General features: G+C 38.4%; 23 protein-coding genes. 15 read left to right on the top strand and 8 right to left on the bottom strand.

The annotated features are described in order from the left end of the window. Positions 1–10 precede the first annotated feature (10 nt). From ACYQ3L_RS21190 to ACYQ3L_RS21175, 4 genes are read right to left on the bottom strand one after another with little or no spacing between them, the layout of a single operon-like run. Entirely contained in the window at positions 11–1,321 is a 1,311-nt protein-coding gene (locus ACYQ3L_RS21190) for a hypothetical protein (RefSeq protein ID WP_459952480.1), read from the bottom strand. 16 nt (positions 1,322–1,337) lie between these two features. Beyond that, positions 1,338–3,440, bottom strand: a complete 2,103-nt coding sequence (locus tag ACYQ3L_RS21185) for an ATP-binding protein (protein ID WP_379997577.1) — start codon at positions 3,438–3,440, stop codon at positions 1,338–1,340. Continuing rightward, positions 3,431–4,519, bottom strand: coding sequence for a DNA cytosine methyltransferase (locus ACYQ3L_RS21180; protein WP_379997579.1), 1,089 nt, complete (start codon positions 4,517–4,519; stop codon positions 3,431–3,433). Before ACYQ3L_RS21180 ends, ACYQ3L_RS21185 begins: the two co-directional genes overlap by 10 nt. A gap of 14 nt (positions 4,520–4,533) precedes the next feature. Next, entirely contained in the window at positions 4,534–4,956 is a 423-nt protein-coding gene (locus tag ACYQ3L_RS21175; protein WP_379997581.1) for a very short patch repair endonuclease, read from the bottom strand. Positions 4,957–5,606: 650 nt separating this feature from the next. On the opposite strand from ACYQ3L_RS21175, the gene ACYQ3L_RS21170 reads away from it, so the two are divergent. Next, a complete protein-coding gene (locus ACYQ3L_RS21170; protein WP_379997583.1) occupies positions 5,607–5,993 on the top strand; it encodes a helix-turn-helix domain-containing protein in 387 nt (128 codons plus the stop codon). A 68-nt stretch (positions 5,994–6,061) separates the two neighbouring features. Here the strand turns inward: ACYQ3L_RS21170 and ACYQ3L_RS21165 are convergent, their stop codons facing one another. Both ACYQ3L_RS21165 and ACYQ3L_RS21160 read right to left on the bottom strand, forming a co-directional pair. Beyond that, entirely contained in the window at positions 6,062–6,937 is an 876-nt protein-coding gene (locus tag ACYQ3L_RS21165) for an IS3 family transposase (protein WP_379997585.1), read from the bottom strand. A gap of 2 nt (positions 6,938–6,939) precedes the next feature. After that, positions 6,940–7,347, bottom strand: a complete 408-nt coding sequence (locus ACYQ3L_RS21160) for a hypothetical protein (protein WP_379997587.1) — start codon at positions 7,345–7,347, stop codon at positions 6,940–6,942. Between the two features lie 435 nt (positions 7,348–7,782). On the opposite strand from ACYQ3L_RS21160, the gene ACYQ3L_RS21155 reads away from it, so the two are divergent. Beyond that, positions 7,783–8,109, top strand: coding sequence for a DUF6922 domain-containing protein (locus ACYQ3L_RS21155; protein WP_379997589.1), 327 nt, complete (start codon positions 7,783–7,785; stop codon positions 8,107–8,109). An 8-nt stretch (positions 8,110–8,117) separates the two neighbouring features. Continuing rightward, positions 8,118–8,765: a nucleotidyl transferase AbiEii/AbiGii toxin family protein gene (locus ACYQ3L_RS21150; RefSeq protein WP_379997591.1), complete on the top strand. Its 648-nt coding sequence runs from the start codon at positions 8,118–8,120 to the stop codon at positions 8,763–8,765. A gap of 140 nt (positions 8,766–8,905) precedes the next feature. On the opposite strand, the gene ACYQ3L_RS21145 is transcribed toward ACYQ3L_RS21150, so the two are convergent. Next, entirely contained in the window at positions 8,906–9,787 is an 882-nt protein-coding gene (locus ACYQ3L_RS21145; RefSeq protein WP_459952479.1) for a site-specific integrase, read from the bottom strand. A gap of 199 nt (positions 9,788–9,986) precedes the next feature. Here ACYQ3L_RS21145 and istA (ACYQ3L_RS21140) point away from each other — a divergent pair, with 199 nt between their 5' ends. Beyond that, positions 9,987–11,570, top strand: coding sequence for an IS21 family transposase (istA, locus tag ACYQ3L_RS21140; RefSeq protein ID WP_380002093.1), 1,584 nt, complete (start codon positions 9,987–9,989; stop codon positions 11,568–11,570). After that, positions 11,557–12,339, top strand: coding sequence for an IS21-like element helper ATPase IstB (gene istB, locus ACYQ3L_RS21135; protein ID WP_459952321.1), 783 nt, complete (start codon positions 11,557–11,559; stop codon positions 12,337–12,339). Before istA (ACYQ3L_RS21140) ends, istB begins: the two co-directional genes overlap by 14 nt. A 71-nt stretch (positions 12,340–12,410) precedes the next feature. On the opposite strand, the gene ACYQ3L_RS21130 is transcribed toward istB, so the two are convergent. Then, positions 12,411–12,743, bottom strand: coding sequence for an Arm DNA-binding domain-containing protein (locus ACYQ3L_RS21130; RefSeq protein ID WP_379999156.1), 333 nt, complete (start codon positions 12,741–12,743; stop codon positions 12,411–12,413). An 821-nt stretch (positions 12,744–13,564) separates the two neighbouring features. Here ACYQ3L_RS21130 and ACYQ3L_RS21125 point away from each other — a divergent pair. The 10 genes from ACYQ3L_RS21125 (at position 13,565) to tnpC (ending at position 23,130) form a co-directional block, all read left to right on the top strand. After that, positions 13,565–13,810 carry a hypothetical protein gene (locus ACYQ3L_RS21125; RefSeq protein ID WP_379999158.1) on the top strand — a complete coding sequence of 82 codons (246 nt, stop codon included), beginning with the start codon at positions 13,565–13,567 and terminating at the stop codon, positions 13,808–13,810. A gap of 568 nt (positions 13,811–14,378) precedes the next feature. Continuing rightward, positions 14,379–14,912 carry an RteC domain-containing protein gene (locus tag ACYQ3L_RS21120; protein ID WP_379999160.1) on the top strand — a complete coding sequence of 178 codons (534 nt, stop codon included), beginning with the start codon at positions 14,379–14,381 and terminating at the stop codon, positions 14,910–14,912. A 117-nt stretch (positions 14,913–15,029) separates the two neighbouring features. Continuing rightward, entirely contained in the window at positions 15,030–15,305 is a 276-nt protein-coding gene (locus ACYQ3L_RS21115) for a helix-turn-helix domain-containing protein (RefSeq protein WP_379999162.1), read from the top strand. 750 nt (positions 15,306–16,055) lie between these two features. After that, positions 16,056–17,756, top strand: coding sequence for an ISL3 family transposase (locus tag ACYQ3L_RS21110; protein ID WP_459952478.1), 1,701 nt, complete (start codon positions 16,056–16,058; stop codon positions 17,754–17,756). 98 nt (positions 17,757–17,854) lie between these two features. After that, complete coding sequence (gene istA, locus ACYQ3L_RS21105) at positions 17,855–19,393, top strand: IS21 family transposase (RefSeq protein ID WP_380001124.1); 1,539 nt, start codon at positions 17,855–17,857, stop codon at positions 19,391–19,393. Positions 19,394–19,423: 30 nt separating this feature from the next. After that, positions 19,424–20,146, top strand: coding sequence for an ATP-binding protein (locus tag ACYQ3L_RS21100; RefSeq protein WP_380001122.1), 723 nt, complete (start codon positions 19,424–19,426; stop codon positions 20,144–20,146). Beyond that, entirely contained in the window at positions 20,064–20,429 is a 366-nt protein-coding gene (tnpA, locus tag ACYQ3L_RS21095) for an IS66 family insertion sequence element accessory protein TnpA (protein ID WP_459952477.1), read from the top strand. The genes ACYQ3L_RS21100 and tnpA overlap by 83 nt, the downstream gene beginning before the upstream one ends. Next, positions 20,429–21,190: an IS66 family insertion sequence element accessory protein TnpB gene (gene tnpB / locus ACYQ3L_RS21090; RefSeq protein WP_459952476.1), complete on the top strand. Its 762-nt coding sequence runs from the start codon at positions 20,429–20,431 to the stop codon at positions 21,188–21,190. Before tnpA ends, tnpB (ACYQ3L_RS21090) begins: the two co-directional genes overlap by 1 nt. After that, positions 21,190–21,552, top strand: a complete 363-nt coding sequence (tnpB, locus tag ACYQ3L_RS21085; RefSeq protein WP_459952231.1) for an IS66 family insertion sequence element accessory protein TnpB — start codon at positions 21,190–21,192, stop codon at positions 21,550–21,552. Before tnpB (ACYQ3L_RS21090) ends, tnpB (ACYQ3L_RS21085) begins: the two co-directional genes overlap by 1 nt. A gap of 51 nt (positions 21,553–21,603) precedes the next feature. Continuing rightward, positions 21,604–23,130, top strand: a complete 1,527-nt coding sequence (tnpC, locus tag ACYQ3L_RS21080) for an IS66 family transposase (protein WP_459952232.1) — start codon at positions 21,604–21,606, stop codon at positions 23,128–23,130. The last annotated feature ends 159 nt before the right edge of the window (positions 23,131–23,289 follow it).

The raw sequence follows: 23,289 nt of genomic DNA, 5'->3' as shown, positions 1-23,289 counted from the left end.
TAAATAATCTTTATGGATATAAAACGGCTATGCCTAATCTGGCTGTGTGTGAAGATAACTTTTGAAGAATATCAGCAAAAAGTTTATCTTTAGTTTTCATAATTATTTTGAATTTATCTTTATTTTTTAAATCATTTTCGTTAATTGTCTGAAATCTATAAAAATCAAAGATTATCATCTGAGGCTTTTCAAACCCCTCAATATTAACGGGGTATAAGAAAGTGTAAAAATTATCCGTTTTAAATGGACTATTATTTCCTTTCAAAATTTCTTTATTAAAATCCATTTGTAACCCTCCAACAATTCTTGAAAGAGACTGTTTTTTGTTTTGGGCAAAATCGCAAGGAGGTGTTATTTCTATACATATCCTTCGCTTTTTCAAATCTTTAAAATCTGTATGGGTATCTATATCTTCATTATTCTTTTTATAGATCAGATCTTTTATATAAAGTGGTGAATTATCATCAGTTATCTCATACACATTACCTGGAATTGGAGAGTTCTGTGACAAGTTTTGTAAATCTAGTAGCAGAAGTGAATTTAACTTCGAAAACACTTTCGATTTTTCATCAGTTGTTTCATTAAAGTTGAGTTTATTCTGTTGTGTAAACAACTCTTTAACCCCAATATAAGAACTCGTTATTTTAAATTGCAATGTATCCATCAAAGATTTTACCAGATCCTTCTGTAAATCATAGTTCTCTATGTTGTTTTTTGGTATTCCAGTAAAATTCAATGCTAAAGAATATAAAACCGCTTCTAAATGTTTATTTTTTTTATCGTTAGTATCAAACAAATTATATAAGGTTGTTATAGTGTTATCAGAGCCTATTTTTACAGCCTTATTCCATTCAACAAAAAATGAGGACGCAACATCTTTCTCCAATTTCCCCTCTAATTCCTCTAGAACTCCCTGATAATCTCCTTGCCGTTTATATTTTGTTTTATCTAAAGGAATAACAAACAAAGGAAGTGTAAAGGGATTATTTTTTTGAAAAATTTTGTCACAAAAATCTTCAAAATGATTGGTGTGCTTTGTCCACAAAACAATTCCATATGTGCCAAAATTCTCACCTATTATTGATTTAAAATATTTCCTAATTACAGCAATATTGTCTGTGCTGCTTCTAGAGTCATCCAGATACAAATCAAGAAAAATAATTTTTCTGTTATTAAAGGAAGTTGTTTTTGATTCTATATCGGAAGGAGAAAAATACCTTGCCCAAATATCTTTTTCATCTTCTAAATAAGAGATCAGATCTTTAACTTCTTCGAAATCATCATCAATAACTAATGCACTCGTAATAAATTCTTGCAGCATACTCTTTCTTATATCTTTATTTTTTTTCTTTTGGAAAGCAGAGAGAAACAATTGCTTTATTAGCCTTATTATCCTTAATAGGTTTTGGAAAATCAATCTCATTTTCATCTGATATTAATAATAATTTACCTTTCATTGCGATCATCATTTCTTTAGCTACGTGAAGTCCTAATCCGGAACCAATATTATGAGGCTTTCCTGTTTGGAAGGGTTCTACAGCAACATCTAATGGTAAATTAAATCCTGGACCATTATCTGAAACGATAATTGAATTATATCCTTTAATTTGATCAGTAATGTACACAGAAATATACCTATCCGATTTCCTGGCGTAACTCAACCAAAAAATTGCATTGTCTAATAAATTAGTAACTACTGATATTGATTCGGCCTTAGCCAAATAGGCGTTTAAATTTGATGACTTCCAATTTGAGATAATTTTAATCGAATGGTCTAAAAATCGGAACTCATAGTTATCTAAAGCAACTGAAACAATTTCACTTAAAGAATGTAGTCGAATATCTGATTTCTTCAGCATTGCAGAGTACCCTCTTATAATTTTCTCTAGAGACAGAGATATTCGGATTGCTTTATCTTTATCATTTCGTTCAATACAGCCTGTAAGTTCAGCAATTAATTTATCTAGTTCGTGTATTACAATTCCCAAATTAAGTCCGGCATTTGCACTTTTTATGAGTACTTCCTTAACTTCTTTGTATTGATCATTGACTCTGTACAAATATTTTAAGATTTCATCTTTAACCTCTTTATTATCTACTTTAGCTTCAATAAGTGTCATTACTTCATTTAAGTCAGATAATACAGGCTCTACAGAACGATGCTTTTTATATAAGGTTGTGAGTAAAGCTTTATCTGTATTTCTTTCTCGAACAATTAATGAGAGAGCATAGTTTACTGCTTCAACAAAATCAAAATAATGTTCATTTTCTATAAACCCCTCTCTGTTTGTTTTTTCAACAAGTCCGGTACTGGAGTCCCTTCTTATTTTCACAGAACCAATGACTATATTATTACTAACATTTCCACCAACTCTATGGACTCTTTTCAAATCAATACCCAGCCAATCATTATCTCTTTCTCCATAATTGTAAACTCTTACACCATCTCTATAAACTCTTACTCCTCCGTTTTCTCGTAAATAAGTTTTTAATGCTGTCTTTTCAGCGTTTACATAACTGAAAATCTGTGCATCAGTATCAAAAATTATTATATCAAATTCGATAGTACCTACTTTGCTCTCATCCAAATCAATATCTTCAAATTCCCTTGTTTCTGAATTCCATTTTTTAATTATTTTATCTTCATCAAGTAAGTCTTTCAATACAACCTTTCTTCCCGAATCAACTCTGTCAAGCGAACTCCATGGTTTAAAGTTATATTTAAAGTCAACTATTTCTCCGCCACGCATCCTACAATGGCCAAAATAAAGAGCACTATTTTTTATATCTTCAAAATCAGGCAACCCTTCAAAAATATTTGTATTACTTTTTGCTAAAACACGAAATGTATCATTTCCATCAGAAAATGGGCTATTAAGAGAAGTAATATTTCGATGAACTTCTCGAAGTTGACGTCTATCCCAATCAGTTTTAAGATCTTCTACAATTATTTTGGTTCCTGTTGAATTTAAAAATGTTTTTGGTCTTACATTTTCAATTAATTCTATGGAAAAGTCGTTAATATCTTTAGCTTTCGAGAGTTTATTCCAGTCAATGTTTAATTCAACTTCATTACTTCCTTCTGCTTTGGAAATCAATGTTATTTTATTTCCTAACTTATGAATACTTAGTCTTCCGATGCCCTTTTCACCTAAGGGTATTCTCCCACATTGGTTCGGTTCAAGCTTTTTCTTTTTGTTATCAGTTCCTACTACAAGCCACACCGTTTCGATAATCTCACTACTCATACCGAATCCATCATCTTCTATAGTAAGTGATCTTAATTTCCCATTTTGAAAGTTAAAATCAATAATACAATGTTCCGCACAAGCATCATAAGAGTTTTTTATCAGCTCAAATAAAGCAATGCTCTCATTTTTTATCAGATCTTCTCCGAGATGAGATAATATACGCGGTGATATTGAGAAAGTTACTTCCATTTATGATTATTTATTATTGCCTTACCAATAGCCGTTGCATATTTAGGAGGTACTGCATTACCAATCATTCTAGCGATATTTGCAACACTTGTCCCTTTGAATTTATAGGTTAACGGGAACGACTGCAATGTAGCTCCCTCTCTTATAGATAAAGCTCTATCTTCTTCTGGATGTACAAATCTCCCGTTAGAGATACTGAAAAATTTGGTTGTAATAGTTGGTGCAGGCCTATTCCACCACAATCGCCCAAAGGTATCCTTGAAAGATTCATTTTTCCCCTCAAAACACTTCAATTGTAATTCCAGATCATTCGCGAATCCCAATCTGTTACCTCCATCCTTTTTTACTTTTTTCAGTCTCTTTTTATTGATGTCACTGATATTGGGAACTGTATGCAGAAAATCTGAATTATCCTTATGCCCAGGCTCTATTCTGGCAAAACCGTTTTCTATTCCCAAAACATCCTTTACAACAACTCTTCTTCCGTCTAACTCCTGGGGTTTAACTTCATCCTGAGAAATACGGGTTGCTATTAAAGTAAACCTTTTGCGGCTTTGCGGAACACCATAATCGTTTACATTATGAACTTTAAAATGAGGGTTTTCATAACCGTTATCTTTGAGCCATTCAATAAACTCATTTAATCCGCTTTCTTCTTTTCTTCTCAAAACACCTGGTACATTTTCAACAACGACATATCCAGGACGAAAATATTTAACGAAACGAGAGAATTCGACTAAAAGATTTTTCGATTTAGCAGACTTTGTTTTATCCGTATTAATTATACTCCAGAACTGACAAGGACTACAGCCTATCAGGACAAGCTCATCATCATTTTTTCTCAGAGACAAATTTTTTTCAAGCTCTTTTTCTTTCAAATCAAATACATCTGCATGAATAAATTTTGCACCATTTATGTTAGCTTCATAAGTCATTTTACAGTTCTCATCAGAATCAATTCCAGCGAGAATTTCAATTCCGGCTTCTTGCATTCCATAACTCATGCCGCCACCAGAACAAAAGAAATCTATAGCCTTTAACTTTTTCTGATTTTGTTTCTTTTCCGTATTATTTTTCATACCATAAAATCAATTTAAAATTGGTTTTGTATGTTGCTTAGAATGTTATTCAATGTATGTTCTTGTCTACCTTTTCTCAGCTCACACTCATAAACAATTAAAACATTCCAATCATCGCTCTTTAATTGATCAATATTTTTCTTATCTCTCTTTTTATTACTCTCTATTTTATCACTCCAGAATTCAGTCCTTGTTTTGGGTAGTGCTGAATATTTACAATTTTCGTGTCCATGCCAAAAACAGCCATGTATAAAGATAATTGTTTTATATTTTCGTAATACTATATCAGGTTTTCCTTGTAACTTCTTATCATATAACCTATATCTTAACTTATTCGAGAATAGAAACCGCCTAACAATAAGCTCAGGCTTTGTATCTCTAGCTTTTACCTGGCTCATGTTATAACTTCTTGTTTCTTTAGAATGTATATCGGTCATTATTATCAATTCTGAGTGAACATTAAGTACCTTTATTTCTTATTAAAATACACTACTTAATTCTATATTATATCATTAACCCCCAATAGATACTAGTTTAAACAAAAATATATAAAATAACCCAAACAATATTCTATTATTCATAAAATTAGTTTCAAAATTTAAGACCTAATTATTACCAGAATATCAAATTATATTATTTAGTTAAGGTCTAAAGGATATAATTACCTCCCTTGCATTTCAAATCTATCCTATCCTATATGAGAGCTAAACCTAAAAGTGATCTTTTCTTTAGATCAAAGAGATTGACTTTAGCATTTTCTTTTTCTAATGATTAAGAATACAACAATAGATTTTCAATACATAATATTAAAATAACAATAGTTCGATTTAGATCTCTTCAAGTAGCATTGTACAAATTAGGAAACTGAAAAGTTCATGCGTACAAAGAAGAAAGAATAAATTGGAAGTAAGAGCAAAAAAGACAAATAAATAATATAAGAATTATCTTACTGAATCTTGTTCATTGCAGATATCCTTCAGTTGTCCTTATCAATACATTTGAATGATTATGCATTAATATACAGCTGTTTATAATCAAATTTCAATTAATAGAATTCTCCCCTGCTATCGAAAACCTTCACTGTTTTGTGAAAGGACATTCGCCAAAGAGGAGAAACATTTCATTATTAATATATCACGAAGCGATAGCTCATCTGATCAAGACTGTAGATCAGCTTAAAATCTTACTTATCAAAACGGAATCCCACAACATTGAAAAACGGATGCCAATAGGAATAGATGAAGCATGTCGGATTATTCAAGAAGCTAAATCGACAATCTACTCTTTAGCTAGAAAAGGATTGATACCGTGCTATAAGAAAGGTGAAAAATTATTCTTCTTTGAGGATGAACTTATCAATTGGATTCAAAAAGGTAAAAAGAAAGGCTTGGATCAAATCAGAGAAGAAATGAGTAATAGTATTTATAGATATGGAAATAAAAAATGTCATAGACATCATCGTATCTTGTCCTGAAAATAGTTTACAGATTATGAATAATAATTAGTTAGTTTGTATTCCATTTTAATAGTCCTGCTATAAGTTTACAACTTCGTTGATAAAGATATTTTATTTGTCTGATAGTTTCTCTTCTTCCAGCGTCTTTTTATTTGTCCGGTCAGGTTATATGACTGAACCGGAGTTTTCATATCGCAGCTCAAATGAGGTCTATGATGGTTGTAAATAGATATAATTTCATCTATCCTATTGCTGAGATCTTCAAAGCATATGTAATGCTCATGATCCAGCCATTCGTCTTTTAAGATACCATTTATCCTTTCTGCTACTGCATTTTGATAAGGGTCTCCGTTTTCAGTCATACTGATTCGAATGCTGTTTTCTTTCAATAATCTTACATATTCATGGCTACAATACTGAACTCCTCTATCTGAGTGATGGATTAGCCCGATTCGATCTTCACATGGAATATGCTCCAGTGCCATTTTCAGGGCTCCTACAGCCCCGTCACGCTCTAAAGTCAGTGATAACCTGTAGCCTACAATCAGATGAGAATAAACATCTGTTATCAGTGAAAGATAAACAAAGCTATTGTTAATAGGTATATAAGTAATGTCACTTACCCATAATTGGTTAGGGCCACTAAAACTAAAGCCTCTGATCAGGTTTGGATATTTCTTCATCCAATGTTTAGAGTTGGTAGTTACAGCATACTTTTTCTTTCTTTTGATCAGCATCCTGTTATTTCGAAGAATATCATATAAAATATCTCTGCCTATATCTATTCCTTTTTCTTTCAACAGGTAATGGATTTTCTTACAACCCAAACGAGGCATATCCTTGCGGATTAATCTTACCTGACTGATAATAAAACCTTCATCCAGAGCCTTCCGCGCGTTTTTATTCAATTGCTTGTTATATGCCTGCCTTGTATAGCCAAACAATCCGCATAAAGTATCCAAGCCTACTTCTGCGTATCGTTCTTTAAGTCGGAAGACTGTTTGGCTTCGGACTTTTTTAACAAGTCAACACCATACTCCTCTTGTAGAATATCACCCATGATCTGATAACCTTCAAGCTTGAGTTGTGCCAGCTTCAATTGACGTCTCAATTCTTCATTTTCTAACTTAAGGGATAAATCTTCCTGCTGTTTCTTTTTACGACCCATAATCGGTGTTGTAATACTTTCTGCTAAGATAGTGCCATTTTTCTGTTGATAACGGTGAACCATCTTATTTATGTTCTTTTGATCGACACCATACTCTATACTTAACATATAGGAGCTTTTCCTACCACTCAGATAATCCTGAATGATCGCTTGTCTTAATAACCGGGGAATCGTAACCCCTCGTTTCTTCTTTTGTCCGTCCATTGGTTTACACTTTTTATTGTCAACCATTTTCAGGACAAGACAAATACTCAAACTTCTTCAAACAAAGGATTATATTCTAGATCCAAGAAAAGAGATCCAGGAAGTGAAACGAACAAATCATCAATTTCATATTGGAGAAAATATTATTGAAACAGTTTATGCTTTTAAACAGAGTATAAGGAGCACATGTATTGAGGCTTCTGCACCAGAAGGCATTTCTTTGCCTCTTCAAGAGGTAATCGAAGATGTGCTAAACAATAAATAGAAAACAGAAATAAATTAATAAAAATATATGGACATAAAAAACATTCAGCATAACAACCTTAAAAGCTTCAGATTATTAAATTAAATAAGATTAATGATTAAGTTTGACTTTTAATAATAGAATTTCTCGGCGTTATTCTTTATCTTTGTATAAGAAGTAATTACATGGTTATGTGGTCAGATTGGAAAGAAAAATTAAAAGAAGAACCTAGGATCAATTCAAGCCTTTTATGGGAGTATGACCTTGAGAATTTTGACTGGCAGTATATGCGGGACACTGTAGTTCAAAGGGTCATTGAACGCGGATGGAATAATGACTTTTATGCCATATTTAATCTTTATGGAGGTATAGATGGTGTAAGGGATATAATAAAAAACGAAGTAAAAATTCTTTCTGACAAAGAAATTGCTTTTGTTTGTTCCATATTTAAATTAAAGAAGGAGGAACTAAAATGTTATATACGAAAACAGTCAAGGATGAAACTCTTGAACTCCTAAAAAATATCATGTCCGATGTTACTTTTAGTGATTTCTGTTTAGCTGGAGGTACCGCTTTAGCGTTGATAATGGGGCATCGAATAAGTATAGATTTAGATTTATTTACAACAGCTGGATTTGATTCTTCTAAATTAGAAAAATATCTTCAAAATAACTATGGTTTCAAAGGAAGCTATATGGAAGATTACACATTAAAAGGTGAGGTAGATGGTGTTAAATTAGACTTTCTTCGACATGATTATAGGGATGTTAGTTCACGTTTTGTCGAAGATGGTATACGCTTCTATGATATTGAAGATATTGCCGCAATGAAACTACTGGCTATTGCGGATAATGGAACACGTTTGAAAGATTTCGTTGACATAGCCTACCTGTCTACAAAAATGTCTTTAGGTGATATGCTGGAAGCTTTTGAATTAAAATATTCTCAAACAAATTCTATTAGGGCATTAAAAGGATTGACTTATTACGAAGATATAAAATTTGATGAGCCAATTCACCTAACAGAGAAATCATATTCATGGGATGATATAGAGGATCGGCTTTCGAAGATGATACAAGACGAGAATAAAGTATTTGTAACAATGCCTGAAAAAGAGCAAAGGCGCAAAATTCAAGTCGATCCTCCCTCTAGAAAAAAAGGTAGAAGGATGTAATATTAATTTTACTGATAACTCTAAATAAAATAGACAGGGCTTCAAAAGTCTTGTCTATTTTGTTATTTGGATTATATCATTTCAACATATACAATAGAGGCTTTTATAATAGCATTTAAATGTTATTATTACTCAATTACTCAATTCCTCATTTTCTTCATTTCCGATTCAATCTTTTGATTAGTAACATTCGCATAAATCATCGTGGTTCTGATATTTGTATGCCCAAGGATTTTACTTACAGATTCCAATGATACGCCTTTGTTAAGTGCCAGTGTGGCAAATGTGTGTCTTGCTACGTGAAAGCTGATGTTCTTCCGAATACCGCAGAGATTTGTGATTTCTTTCAGGTACTCATTGGTCCTCTGATTGCTTGATATTGAAAATAAAGGCTTCTCACAAGGATATTCATGGAAGTCCGGATGGTACTTTTCTAATATTTTCAAAGGAACATCTAATAATGGTATTTGTGATATGTTATTGGTTTTTTGCCTGACGATAATGAGCCAATATTGTTTATTGCGGAATTGAATATCAGAAATTTTTAAGTTACAAACATCTCTGTAGGATAGACCTGTCCAGCAACAAAACACAAAAACATCCCTAATCCTATTTAACCGATCTGTCAGAAAGATTTTATGAGTAATTAAATTCACCTCATCTTCGGTGAGGTAAAGGGGATACTTCTTCTCTATATGAAACCGAAAAAGTTTAAATGGGTTAATCTTTAATAGTCCAATTTTCTCTGCAAAATTCAAAATAGCTGCAAATCGTTTCATATACTTGATTGATGTATTATTACTACAGTTATATTCTTTTCTCAGATAAGTATAAAAATGCTCTAGAAATACCAGATCAATATCCTGAATAATTATATCTTTCTTCTTATATTTTTTAAGTAAGAATTCGTTAATACGCCTGTGTGTAAGCTTATAGCAGTCTGCCGTGACAGCTGATATATTCCTACCATTTTTAGACCGAAAAATCTTAACTTGTTCTTTAAACTGATAACTCAACAGCATTTCATCTTCATTTCCTAGATATTGGAAAATCCAGTGAGCGTTGCCCCCTCGTGCCAGTCTAAATTGACCCCATGTACCAAAATATGTTTGACCCTTTTCGCCAAAATAAAAATGTCCCCTGTCGGAATATAAACCAACAGGGGATTTTTATGTAATTTAGATTTACCCTCCTGGTCGATGGGTTAAAACTAAAATTACTATGACAACAAAATTAGCAAACATTCTTCATTGCTATGCAATGGGGATGGGTATAAAAGGTATCAGCGCGACCTTTGAGCTATCCCGTAACACAGTGCGCAAGTATGTGCGTTTGTTTCAAGAGAGTGGTATGCCAATGGAGCAGCTTCAGTCCATGCCGGCGAAGCGCCTTGAGGAGATGTTTGGAAGCAGCGGTGAGAGGGAACGTACCCCTTCAGTGCGTCAGTTGGAACTGGAGGCGCTCTTACCTGAGTATGCCGCAAGACTTACACGCAAAGGAGTGACAGTAAAATCTTTGTATGAAGAGTACCGGCGAGAGCATCCGGGTGGATTCCGTCATGCAAGTTTCGGCGCGTACATACAACGTTATCGGCTTGTATCACGTCCGGTGGGTCACGTTGAGCATTACGCCGCAGACCAGCTGTATATTGATTTTGCGGGCGACCGTCTAGAGGTTGTTGATGAGCAAACAGGCGAAGTCAGATCCGTTGAAGTTTTTGTAGCCATCCTTCCTTGTAGCCACTATACCTACTGTGAGGCAGTCTGGTCGCAGAAGAAAGAAGACCTTATAAAAGCATGTGAGAATGCACTACACTTCTATGAGGGTGTGCCCTTTGCAATCGTCCCTGACAATTTGAAGTCGGCGGTAACTCGGAGCAATCGCAATGAGCCGGTTATTAACGAAGACTTTGCCGCTTTTGCCGAGCATTATGGTTGTAGTGTATATCCGGCACGTGTCAGGCACCCAAAAGACAAAGCCCTTGTAGAGAACGCTGTAAAACTGATGTACAAGTCTGTTTATACCGATCTCGAAGGTCTGATGTTCCATGATTTGGAATCACTCAATGCCTGCATTATCCAATCTCTAAGTCGTTTCAACGAGAGAAAACTTACCGGACGCAATCAGTCTCGCAGGCAGTTGTTTGAAGAGGTAGAAAAAGACTATCTACGAACTTTACCCTCTGTGCGGTATCAGATGAAGGAACGCAAATCTGTGACCGTGATGCGTAATAGCTATGTAACTCTCAAGAAGCATCATTACAGCGTGCCAAAGGAATATGTAGGCAAGCGTGTCGATATTGTTTACGATGCTGATACTCTCGATATCTTCTATGGCCTGCGGCTGGTAACAACCCACCAGCGTGATGACACTCCCTATGGCTACACTCGGAAGGAGGCACACAATCTTCCCGGTAGGCATGGTAGCTACGAAAAGGATCTGGACGAGGTTTTTGAACGAGCTACTCAGATAGATAATATCGTCTTGCTTTATCTCAAGGATGTAGCATCGCAGAAGAAATATATGCCTCAGGCCTTCCGCTCATGCAGAGGTATCCTAGCCTTGGAAAAGACCTTCGGACAGGACAGGCTTGTGGCGGCATGCGCCTGTGCTTCATTGATGCGCGTTTACGGATATCAAGATGTTATCGGTATCCTGAACCGGGGCGATGATGCAGACTTTCTGCCACAGGCTGATCAGGACTCGGACACCAACTTATCACTTCCGCACCACAAGAACATCCGTGGACGTGAATACTTCTCAAAATCAACAACAAAAACTAACAACAACAATGGAAACAAATAATAAAACCGCACCCGTTACTCAGGAGAAAGACCAAAATATCATTTCTCTGGATCTGATGAACCGTATGAAGCTGCATGGTATGGCTGCCGCCTTTAAGGAAAGCCTGCAGTCCACCGTTGCCGAGTCTATGACTGCTGACGGCTTCCTCTCATTACTATTGGCTCGTGAATGGGACTATCGTTCGGATGCCTCCATACAACGCCTGATTCGAGGGGCCGGCTTTCGATACAAGGCTTATCTTGAGAATATAGACTATACCATCAATCGAAGTCTCGACCGCAACCATATAGAACGGCTCTCGTCGCTTGACTTTATCCGTCAAGGAAAGAATCTGTTCATTACCGGTTCATCCGGAACCGGCAAAAGTTATATTGCAACAGCCATTGGGTATCAGGCGTGTAAGAACGGAATACGAACTAACTATGCCAATGCATCCAAACTTATGGGAGCGCTAAAAGTTGCAAAGACAAAGGGGATCTTCGAGGCCGAACTCAAGAAAATAGAACGATGTCAGTTACTTATACTTGATGATCTCTTTCTTGTTCCTCTTGACGCTAAAGAACGTTCAATATTGCTTGACATCATCGAAGATCGTCATGAGCGCAAATCTATCATTGTGACCTCACAATTACCGGTTGCCAACTGGTATGATGCAATAGGAGAACCAACAGTCGCTGATGCCATTCTTGACCGCATCGTCCACTCGGCGCATCAGATAGAACTTACCGGTGAGAGTGTGAGAAAAATGAAGGTAGACAAAAACAAGTAAATCTAAAATAAAAATGACCCCGTCGACCAGGATAATTTAGGGGTAATCATAAAGTTTTTTCAGGGGTCAATTTAGATTTGGCACGAGGGGGCAACGCTCACTGGATTTTCCAGATATGCCTGTTTAAGCCTGGCCGGGGATACTGAGTCATGTTTTAATAACAAATTGAAGTAAAAGCATTTTATCTTATCTCTTATTACCTGTAAGAGTTCATTGATATATAAAAAAGGTTCATGAATTGCTTTATTCTCTTTCTGAGACCAAGCTCCTGGATCAACCTCTAATTTGCTGCTAAACTGAATTTGTTTTCCGTTGATTGTGATACGGATCATGATAGTTCCTAGTCCATTATCTTTTAATTGATTCTTTCTTATAAAAAATAAGACTCTGAATGTCTCTTTCATTTTGAAGTTGTCTTATTACAATAAACAAAAAATAATCGTTCCTCTGAATAACGTATTTTTAGGAACGATTTAACATCTTATTTTAGGAATATTATAGAAAATTGAAGATCGCTATACTAATAAGGGCATATATGCAGTTAGCATATTCTTGTATACAGTTTAGACAAAAAGTCAAACTTTTATACAACAAATAGGTGTAAACAATGGAGTTATATTTTATAATCTTCGAACTTTTACGAACACAGATAATAAATAGTGATCTTCTTGCTATATATTTGGAAATAAGTTTCCATTTCTAGCATAAAGTGTATAGTCCCAGGCAGAGTTGAATCACATCTCTATAAGATACCAAAAAACAATCATCTAGCCCTTTATGCTTTCACCAGTTGTCCAACAATCGTAAAACATATTTATAATTAAAAATATTTACTTGCTGACCATCTGTGGATATTCGCTCTAAATCTCCTTTAACGGCTTAGCCTCTCTCAGTAAGCGGATGCAAAGGTAAAGCATTTTTCTTTATCTGCAAGTTGTTTGACTATTTTTTTTATTTTTTCTATTTTTTCGAATCCTTTAAAGATCTCAAAAATCTTACAGTTAATTATTTAGGCATAAATCTTCATTCAAAAAAATATTGTCTTAATAAAAAGAAACCACCATTTTCACGTATTTTACACAAAAACACCCTATTCTGCTAATTTTCATTAAATACTCAACAATAAATTTATCCACATCGATTACATCAATAATTTAGAGATTCAAAATATGGGTCACAATCCGGAAATATCTCCGGATTCAAAACAATTAAATAAAATGTTCTTATGGAAACTATCATTGTTACTACAGAATCGGATATCGAAAAAATAATAGAAAGAATTATAGATCGGAAATTCCCTAAATCTCTAATATCGGAATTAGAAAAAACATTTAGTATTAATCAAACCGCAAAAATGCTAAAACGATCGCATAAAAAAATCTCTGATCTAGTCGCGGCAGGCATATTAAAGACAACTCCCGATAAGAGAATATATGAAAGTTCAATCATAAAATACTGCCAGAATAAATAATATTTTCACAAAAATAGAATATTTCAGATTTTATACGTTACTGATATTACGCTTATTTATTGGTCCATTATGTATATTATTAAAGAAGATTTGAGAACTTCATACTTACTTATTGTGTCCTGTCATAAGTTATTATTTCGGAAAAAACTTTTATCCCCAATATATTGGCTATTGTCGATACCAGCTAAGAAAAACAGGTTAAATTCCAACTGTCTTTTATAATCAAATTGAATTTTATATACTAATCTCTTTTTCAATTTATTTTTCTCAAAATAAAATCGACCTTCATGATTAAAACTATATTAAACGATATACAAAAGAGAATCTAAATTTTCAATAGGAGACTAGAGATATCTAACTATTCAGGAAATTTTTCACGATGCCCCTTACAATTGAATAAATTTAATATTCAATCAGTTTATAATTTTATATTAAGATGAATAATAAAGGAAAAGCATCTTATACATCTAATTATAAAAGCATTAAAAACATTCAATCCCAAGATAATTTAACTATATTTAAAGAAATATCCGTCAGGCTTTGTTTTACCTTTTAAACGAAGCACATTATGAAAGCGAAAATAATTAAAATCAGCCTTCTAGTATTTAAAATCGATGATAAATCTAATATTGAAAAATTAAGCAAAAGACTAGTCAGGGATTTAACTGAATATTGCACAACGGAAAATAATCTTCTGGAAGTTTACAGGCTTCTTCGAAGAATTAGGTACACGATCCTGATTAATAAAAATCAACATCCCCAACATGAGTGTCAATGTGACTATCTATTATATATTATAGATACAGAAATTGAAATAAATAGATTAAAAACAGAACACTCTGATTTAAGAATAAAGATACCTAAATTATTAAAGTGGACAGACACATTTAATGCATTGATTGAATTGATTTATGGGACACAAAACCTCTCTATTAATTTCGGAAAAGGTAAATTGGAAGAAATTGCCGCATGTTTTGAGTTTATTTTTCAAATTAAACTGGGAAATATAAGCGAAAAGTTCGGTGATATGTGTACCAGGAAACCCAAAAAAATGTATATTGACAGGATAAAAGAGAACTTATTTAAAAAAATGAAAATATAAAACACTAGTTTTCTTATGTTTAAGATAAATATTTCCCTATTTAAAAATAATTAGGGAAATATTTTTTTTTAAGAAACCCATCTTTGCATTAATACAACTATAAATAAAAGAAAAAGTATGGGACAGGACTTTAAAGAATACATAGAATTAATCATAAAACTTTTAACCAAGAGATTTGATTCGATAGATAACAAATTAGATAGATTATCCCGTATAAAAGACGTTATGGAGGGTGATGAACTTCTGGATAATCAAGACGTCTGTTTACTCTTGGGTATTACTCCCAGAACGCTGCAAAGGTATAAGCAGTTTGGACTATTACCTTATGAGAAAATCAAGGGTAAATCATATTATAAAAAGTCTGACGTTATGAACGCCTTGAAAAGAAAATAATTATCTATAAAGAATGAGGTAGAACAATGTTTGTCTGTCCAAAGTTCTCTTTTCTAAAATAGTCACGACTCAACCTAACATAATCCTAAAAATAAACTTCACGAATAGATTCCACAAATGATATTTTTATATCTTTACAACTCAGAGTCGTTCTTTGTATTCTATGCAAAATGAGGTAAAAGGTTGAGGTTCAATCATTTTCAAACCATTGCCTGCTAAGAAAAATATTCTCACAACTCGTTTGTTTTCAGTTGATAAGAATATTTTCTATGCCTTAAAGGCTGCAGACTGACACGTTTTCCTGTCATTGATGGTACACAAGGCTAGCAATTTTGCCATACCTATCAACCATTTCATATATTCCATAGCGCGTTATCGGATTACCGTACCTGTTGATAAAGAGGTTTTCATTTGTGGTACGACCGTTAATAAAAGGCTTACGTCTAAGGAAAGTCCGGGGACATTCCCGGGATTGCCGGCAAATTGTCGTGGCTTAGCCTGCACACTCTCCACTGGCAGGGAAGTAGTTCCTCCAGATTTTTTCCCGATTTTGGGGCAAGGTAATAAGGCAGTTTGGTGATGACTGGATAATCTTGAGTATGCCGGTTCTTCGTCAAATTTGATGCAATAATTTTAGGACAGAGGGTGTATTAGTTAATTTATTCATTATCAAGCAAATAGATGTATAAATATTGGTATATCCAAATAATAATTCGTAACTTCAAGGTATTGATAATCAATATTTTGATAGTGAATAAAAAAGCAAATAAGGATAGATGTAATATCCGGATATGCAAGTTATATGAAACAGCGCAGGTAAAAATAAAAAGGTCCATTATTAAAGAAAACCTGTTGTATCTTTACGCTCATTCAACTAAGGGACACGGCACTTGTCCCTCGTGCGGGCGACATAGTAAGACAGTACGTTCCCGTTATATCCGCAAACTGATGGATTTGCCTGCATCAGGTTATAGTATCCGGATTCTATTACAGGTCCGCAGGTTTAGTTGTAAAAATACCCGATGTAGGAAAAAAATATTTTCAGAGCAATATCCCGGTTATGCATTGCCTTACGCCAGAAGAACGTTAGCGACAACCGTTTATCTTCAAAAAATACTACTTGAAATCTCAGCCCGGAAAGGAGCTTATATCACCGATGCCATTCATTTGCCGGTAAGCGCTTCGACTTGTTTGCGTATTGTCGGCCCGTTAAATATTCCCATACAAGAGGGTGTTGATGTCGTGGGAATAGATGACTGGGCCAGCCGTAAAGGCATGAGCTATGGTACTATCCTTGTCAACGCTAAAACCGGACACCCCATCGATTTGTTGGCTTCCAGAGACTATGCCGATGTCGTTAAATGGCTGTCAGGATATCCGCAAGTCAAATATGTTACCAGAGACAGGGCCAGCAGTTATGCCAAGGCTATCACTGATGCTTTGCCCGGAAGTTCCCAGATCGCAGATAAGTTCCATCTGGTAAAAAATCTGAGTGATACTATTTATGACGAAGTACTCCTGCGCTATCAGGAAATAAAGAAAACCTTTACTGAAGAACATAAAAAGGGAACGCCGGATATTCATCCGGAAAATATAAATGTGCCCTCTGATATGCCGGATACCGGTACCGATATCGATTTTATTCGGCCACCATCTCTTCATCGCCGGCAGGAACTGTTCGAACAGATCCATCGCTTAAGTAAATCCGGATTCTCTCAAAGGCAGATTGCAAAGACCCTACATATCAACCGGAACATGGTGCGGTATTATTTAGCCAGACAGGAATTACACCCCAGGTTCAGAACATTCACGAATAATTATGAGGATTATCTGGATGAAATAAAAGGAGGGTGCCGCAAAGGGTTAACTGTCAAGGATATATTCCGGTCTATTTCCCGGAAAGGTTTCCGTGGTAAGGTTGCGCCTTTTTACCAATGGTTCCGTTATTGTTTTCCTGACTATAAATCCGGCAAGTATAAAGTTAAACAACAGGCTATAAGTCCGCAAATCGAAATGAAAATTCGCTTTGGAGCCATATCGGCGCGTAAATTGGCTATATATGTATCGAATCCCGAATGGGGAGTCTGCGAAGCTACAGGCAAACGCAACCGTGAAAGCCAGTTTGCTCAGGAAATTATTACATCCAGTAGCTTACTGCAAGAATTACGGTATATTAGCCAGTCTTTCCGTAAGATTATTAATGGCGATAATGAAGATGCCCTAGATACTTGGATAACCGAAATAAAACAGTTCAATATCAAGAATATAAATTCTTTTGTCAATGGAATAATCCGGGACAGGGATGCAATTTGTAATGCTATACGTTATCCATGGACCAATGGCTTGGTGGAAGGAAATGTGAACAGACTCAAAAATAAGAAAAGGGAAATGTACGGACGGGCCGGATTTGAACTGTTAAGGCGCAAGGTGGTGCTATCTAAAACCGGATAAAAGACTGCATCAAATTTGACGAAGAACCACTATACCCACCCATTAGGAGAGACTTTACCATAGTTTTATATTATGTAAAAAACATAATCACTGATACTATGGCAGGAAAACCAACGCGTATGAGCAAAATAAAACAATTATTGAGATTACACCAACAAGGTGTCTCCAATCGTGGGATAGGCAGGGAACTGGGCCTTTATAAAGCCACCGTTAACTCGTACATCGACAAGTTAAAGCTTCACGGGTACGACATTGACCAACTGCTGGAGTTAGAAGATCCGGTCTTGGAAGCAAAATTTATGGCAGGCACAGCAGCCTATACACAGGATAAGTTCACCGTTTTCCGGGAGCAGATTCCATATTTTGAGAAGGAACTCGGTCGCGCCCATATCACCCGTAAACTGTTGTGGGACGAGTATAAGCTTAACCATCCGGATGGCTATTCCTATCCGCAGTTCTGCTACCACCTGAAGCAACTGAAAGTGGCCCGGCACCCTGTGGCCATACTTGATCACCAGGCAGCCGAGAAGCTGTATGTGGACTTTGCCGGAGATACGATGTCATACATTGACCGGGAAACAGGAGAAGTTCTGAAAGCGCATATCTTCGTGGCTTGCCTGCCTTACTCGGATTATACCTTTACGATGGCTGTATCCTCACAAACTACAGATGACTTCCTGTATGCTCTCTCATCAGCCCTGCGGCACCTGGGAGGGTCAGCCAAGATACTGACTCCCGACAATCTGAAAGCGGCCGTCATAAAGAGTGACCGCTATGAACCGGACCTGAACCGTCTGATGGAAGACTTTGCCAATCATTACGGGTTTGTAGTTATTCCGGCCCGCTCACGGCATCCCCGGGACAAGGCGGCAGTCGAGAACCAGGTAAAAATCATTTACCGCCGTGTCTATGCAAAATTGCGTGATACTACATTCTTCTCCCTGGCGGAACTGAACCGGGCCCTGCTTGAAAAAACGATGGAGCACAACCAGACCAGGATGCAGCAAAAGCCATATACACGGCAGGAGAAATTCCTTGCCGAAGAAAAAAACAAACTGACGGCTTTACCTCCAACAGATTTTGAAGTTAAATACTATGCCCAGCTGCGGGTGGCCAATAACAACTGTATTTACCTGGGAAGGGACAAGCATTATTACTCTGTCCCCTATTGCCATATAGGAAAAAAGGTTCAGGTGATTTATACCCGAACCCTTGTGCAGATATTTTGCGAAGGAACATGTGTGGCTACCCACCGCCGGGCTGCCGGTTATGGCTATACCACGCTCAGGGAGCACCTTTGTTCTACCCACCGCCACTATAAAGACCGTTCTCCCGATTATTACATAGCCAAGGCCAGGGAGCGTTCCCATATGCTGGGCTTACTGGTAGAGAAGAACTTTGAACAGAACCTGGTTCCGGAGATGATTTACAGGCGCTGTGACGGGTTACTGAGTCTCCAGCGCAAGACAGACCCCGTCATCTTTGATAAGGCATGCCGGTTTGCCCTGGATAACAATATGCTGTCCTGCAAATCGCTTATCAGGATCATAGACAATAAGACCTATATACAGCATGAGCTGGAGTTTAAAGGGCTTCCACGGCATCTGAATATAAGAGGAAAGAACTATTACTACTAATATCAATGTATCATTAAAACAAAAGTAAAAATGGAAAAGATTAAAACTGATTTGGAGAGTTTAAAATTACCGGGCATGACATCCTGCCTGAAAGCCCTGGAGGAGACCCGCAGGGTACATGAGCTTAGCTTTACCGACGGGCTAAAGCTACTGTTGCAGGCTGAGCAGGACTATCGAGAGGAAAAGCGGTACGCCCGTTTACTAAAGAACGCCACCTTCCGTTACAGGGCTTCAATAGAGGAACTGAGCTTTGACCGGGCAAGGGGGTTGGAACAATCCGCTGTGATGAACCTTGCCTCCGGTAATTTTATCCGCAATGGAGACTCTGTCCTGATTACAGGACAAACCGGATGCGGAAAAAGTTTCCTGGCCTCCTCCCTGGGAACCCAGGCTTGCAGGTTGGGCTTCTCGGTGGCCTATCATAATACCCAAAAGCTAATGGTCAAAATTAAATACGCAAGGCTCGATGGCAGCGTAATCCGTTTCTTTGAAAAACTGGCGAAAACCGAACTGCTCATTCTCGATGACTTCGGACTGGCCGCCATGGATAACCAGCAACAGCTGGACCTGCTGGAAATTATTGAGGACAGGCATACGGTTAAAGCTAATAGTTCGGGTAACCGCGTCTTGCAAAGCCGTACGCGAGTTCTTACCTTTGAGGAAAAAACCTATGGAAACGAACGATTATGTGCGAGGAGTGGCGTTGAGCGAAGCCGAAGGCTTTGCCTTGATAGAAAGTTTTTATACAAGTAGACGGGGAGCCGAAGCGTGGTATAGAGGCTTGGGCATGTCCAAGCACACATTCTATAAGTGGAAGCACCGCTACGACGCCATTCACGCAGAGGGAGCACCGTCGGAGCCGGCAGCAGAACCGGAGCCCTGCCGCCTGGTCCCTGTCAGGATAGTAGATGCGCCCTCCGGCGAAGTTGTCCGGGGTATAGAGGTGCGCTACCCGAACGGGGTGGTACTGGCCCTTCCGGCTGAGCCGGGCATCGGAATAGGCCAGCTGGCCGAACTGCTAAAACTTAAAGTCTGATGTTCAGCCTGGGAGAAACGGATAAGTATTACTTATATTCGAGTGCCTGCGACATGCGCAAAGGCTTTGACACGCTGTCGGGAATCGTCGCCTCTGTTATGCGGCATGACCCGGCCAGCGGCGAAGTTTTTATCTTTCTTAGCCGCAGCCGGCGAACGCTGAAGTTGCTACATTGGGAAAGAGGTGGATATGTTATCTATCACAAGCGGCTGGAGAAAGGACAGTTCAGCCGCCCCCATTATGATGAAAAGACAGGTTGTTACCGCTTAAAATGGGTTGAACTGGTGATGATGACCGACGGCATCAGCCTGGAAAAAGTAGTGTACAAAGTAATAGTTCGGGTAACCGCGTCTTGCAAAGCCGTACGCGAGTTCTTACCTTTGAGGAAAAAACCTATGGAAACGAACGATTATGTGCGAGGAGTGGCGTTGAGCGAAGCCGAAGGCTTTGCCTTGATAGAAAGTTTTTATACAAGTAGACGGGGAGCCGAAGCGTGGTATAGAGGCTTGGGCATGTCCAAGCACACATTCTATAAGTGGAAGCACCGCTACGACGCCATTCACGCAGAGGGAGCACCGTCGGAGCCGGCAGCAGAACCGGAGCCCTGCCGCCTGGTCCCTGTCAGGATAGTAGATACGCCCTCCGGCGAAGTTGTCCGGGGTATAGAGGTGCGCTACCCGAACGGGGTGGTACTGGCCCTTCCGGCTGAGCCGGGCATCGGAATGGGCCAGCTGGCCGAACTGCTAAAACTCAAAGTCTGATGTTCAGCCTGGGAGAAACGGATAAGTATTACTTATATTCGAGTGCCTGCGACATGCGCAAAGGCTTTGACACGCTGTCGGGAATCGTCGCCTCTGTTATGCGGCATGACCCGGCCAGCGGCGAAGTTTTTATCTTTCTTAGTCGCAGCCGGCGAACGCTGAAATTGCTACATTGGGAAAGCGGGGGTTACGTTATCTATCACAAGAGGCTGGAGAAAGGACAGTTCAGCCGCCCTCATTATGATGAAAAGACAGGTTGTTACCGCTTAAAGTGGGTTGAACTGGTGATGATGACCGACGGTATCAGCCTGGAAAAAGTAGTGTACAAAAAAAGATACGAAAAACCCGTCGAAACCTTATAAATAAAAGGATTAACGCTTGTATATCCGGTAAAAAATGTGTATCTTTCATACATGGAAAAGATACGGGAACTGGAAGAATTATTAGCCGAATCCAAGCTTGTTATACAGGAGTTGGAGTCGAGGAACATTTCCCTGGAATCCAAACTAAGCAAACTTACCGACGAACTCCTTTATCTTCGCCGGGCCATGTTCGGACGTTCGTCTGAACGCTATGTAAAGGAAGATCCCAACCAGCTGAGCCTGGCCTTCGAGGGTGTTGACAGCCTGCCGGAAGAAGAAAAGGCGCTGGTTGAAGAGTTGCGTCAAACCATTACTTACGAACGTGAGGCCAGAAAGGAAAATTCCTCTAAACCGGTACGCCAGGAACTGCCAGCCGGATTGGAACGTAAAGAAGAAATCATAGAACCCGATCCGATACCCGCAGGAAGTACCTGCATCGGTCAGGAAGTGACAGAGATACTGGAATATACACCGGGAACATTGTATGTGCGCAGGATTATCCGCAAGAAATATGCCTTGGCCGGCCATCAGGGCGTGGTTATAGCGGAACTTCCGTCCCTGCCGCTGCCAAAGAGTAACGCAGGAGCGTCGCTGCTGGCACACCTGCAGGTAAGCAAATACCAGGATCACCTTCCCTATTACCGTCAGATCGACATCTTCAGCCGGCAAGGCATAAAACTGGCCGCTTCTACCGTTAACGGCTGGAATGCCGGTTCAGCCTGCCTGCTGGAACTCTTATACCTCGAACTCAGGAAACAGGTGCTGGCATCGGATTACATCCAGATGGATGAAACCTTCATACCGGTAGTGGACAGGGACAAGCCCGGTGCAACCCGTAAAGGCTACCACTGGATCGTCAAGGCGCCGGAAGAGCGGAAGCTTTTCTTCCATTACGACCACGGCTCGAGAGGGCAGAAAGTGGTGATAGAACTGCTGAAAAACTTTAAGGGAGCCGTCCAAAGCGACGCATACGCCGCCTACGGGATATATGAGAACAAGAAGGATGTCTTGTTGCTGGGCTGCTGGGACCATGCCCGCAGACGATTTGAGCAAGCCCTCAAAAATGACCCCGCCCGGTCATCCTTTGCCATGGATCAAATACAGTTGCTTTACCGGTTGGAGAGGCAGTTCAGGGAAACCTGTCATGTTCCCGATCAAATTGCTGTGGAGCGTAAGGCCAAAGCCTATCCCATCCTCAAGGCTTTCGAGCGCTGGCTGCTGGATGAGTATCCGAAGGTATTGCCGCAGTCCCTCATTGGAAAGGCAATCGCTTATACCTACAATATTTATCCCCGCCTGGTGCGCTATGTCATCGACGGAAGATATCAGATATCCAATATCGGTGCCGAGAATGGCCTTAGAGGCCTGGCCGTAGGCAGGAAAAACTATATGTTCTGCGGCAGCCATCAGGCTGCTTACCATGCCGCTATCATTTACTCCCTGCTGGGTACATGCAGGCTGCATGGCGTGAATCCCGAAGCCTGGCTTACGGATGTCCTGAACCGGTTACCTGATACCAAAACGGAAGACCTGCATCTGTTGCTGCCCGGAGCCTGGCTGCCGACGGGCCAACATTAATATAAATCCCTCAAGGGCGGCGATGTTCGCCGTCTGCCACACGAATAAAGTAGAGCCGGACGGTCATGTGACCGGACGGCTCTGTCTATTTTGTATGGATAAGCCCGAGGCTGCTGGCACCTGGATCTATGGACGCAATTCCCCGAACTATTACGGATC

The organism is Dysgonomonas termitidis, assembly GCF_054657735.1.
Note: the sequence above shows the minus strand (reverse complement) of the source record. Positions and strands in the feature narration are given on the sequence as shown.

What these genes read in the sequence shown, in the direction of transcription:
- ACYQ3L_RS21190 (WP_459952480.1), bottom strand. Translation starts at nt 1,321, where the DNA reads ATGCTGCAAGAATTTATTACGAGTGCATTAGTTATTGATGATGATTTC.
- ACYQ3L_RS21185 (WP_379997577.1), bottom strand. Translation starts at nt 3,440, where the DNA reads ATGGAAGTAACTTTCTCAATATCACCGCGTATATTATCTCATCTCGGA.
- ACYQ3L_RS21180 (WP_379997579.1), bottom strand. Translation starts at nt 4,519, where the DNA reads ATGAAAAATAATACGGAAAAGAAACAAAATCAGAAAAAGTTAAAGGCT.
- ACYQ3L_RS21175 (WP_379997581.1), bottom strand. Translation starts at nt 4,956, where the DNA reads ATGACCGATATACATTCTAAAGAAACAAGAAGTTATAACATGAGCCAG.
- ACYQ3L_RS21160 (WP_379997587.1), bottom strand. Translation starts at nt 7,347, where the DNA reads ATGGACGGACAAAAGAAGAAACGAGGGGTTACGATTCCCCGGTTATTA.
- ACYQ3L_RS21155 (WP_379997589.1), top strand. Translation starts at nt 7,783, where the DNA reads ATGTGGTCAGATTGGAAAGAAAAATTAAAAGAAGAACCTAGGATCAAT.
- ACYQ3L_RS21150 (WP_379997591.1), top strand. Translation starts at nt 8,118, where the DNA reads ATGTCCGATGTTACTTTTAGTGATTTCTGTTTAGCTGGAGGTACCGCT.
- ACYQ3L_RS21145 (WP_459952479.1), bottom strand. Translation starts at nt 9,787, where the DNA reads ATGCTGTTGAGTTATCAGTTTAAAGAACAAGTTAAGATTTTTCGGTCT.
- istA (WP_380002093.1), top strand. Translation starts at nt 9,987, where the DNA reads ATGACAACAAAATTAGCAAACATTCTTCATTGCTATGCAATGGGGATG.
- istB (WP_459952321.1), top strand. Translation starts at nt 11,557, where the DNA reads ATGGAAACAAATAATAAAACCGCACCCGTTACTCAGGAGAAAGACCAA.
- ACYQ3L_RS21130 (WP_379999156.1), bottom strand. Translation starts at nt 12,743, where the DNA reads ATGAAAGAGACATTCAGAGTCTTATTTTTTATAAGAAAGAATCAATTA.
- ACYQ3L_RS21125 (WP_379999158.1), top strand. Translation starts at nt 13,565, where the DNA reads ATGGAAACTATCATTGTTACTACAGAATCGGATATCGAAAAAATAATA.
- ACYQ3L_RS21120 (WP_379999160.1), top strand. Translation starts at nt 14,379, where the DNA reads ATGAAAGCGAAAATAATTAAAATCAGCCTTCTAGTATTTAAAATCGAT.
- ACYQ3L_RS21115 (WP_379999162.1), top strand. Translation starts at nt 15,030, where the DNA reads ATGGGACAGGACTTTAAAGAATACATAGAATTAATCATAAAACTTTTA.
- istA (WP_380001124.1), top strand. Translation starts at nt 17,855, where the DNA reads ATGGCAGGAAAACCAACGCGTATGAGCAAAATAAAACAATTATTGAGA.
- ACYQ3L_RS21100 (WP_380001122.1), top strand. Translation starts at nt 19,424, where the DNA reads ATGGAAAAGATTAAAACTGATTTGGAGAGTTTAAAATTACCGGGCATG.
- tnpA (WP_459952477.1), top strand. Translation starts at nt 20,064, where the DNA reads ATGGAAACGAACGATTATGTGCGAGGAGTGGCGTTGAGCGAAGCCGAA.
- tnpB (WP_459952476.1), top strand. Translation starts at nt 20,429, where the DNA reads ATGTTCAGCCTGGGAGAAACGGATAAGTATTACTTATATTCGAGTGCC.
- tnpB (WP_459952231.1), top strand. Translation starts at nt 21,190, where the DNA reads ATGTTCAGCCTGGGAGAAACGGATAAGTATTACTTATATTCGAGTGCC.
- tnpC (WP_459952232.1), top strand. Translation starts at nt 21,604, where the DNA reads ATGGAAAAGATACGGGAACTGGAAGAATTATTAGCCGAATCCAAGCTT.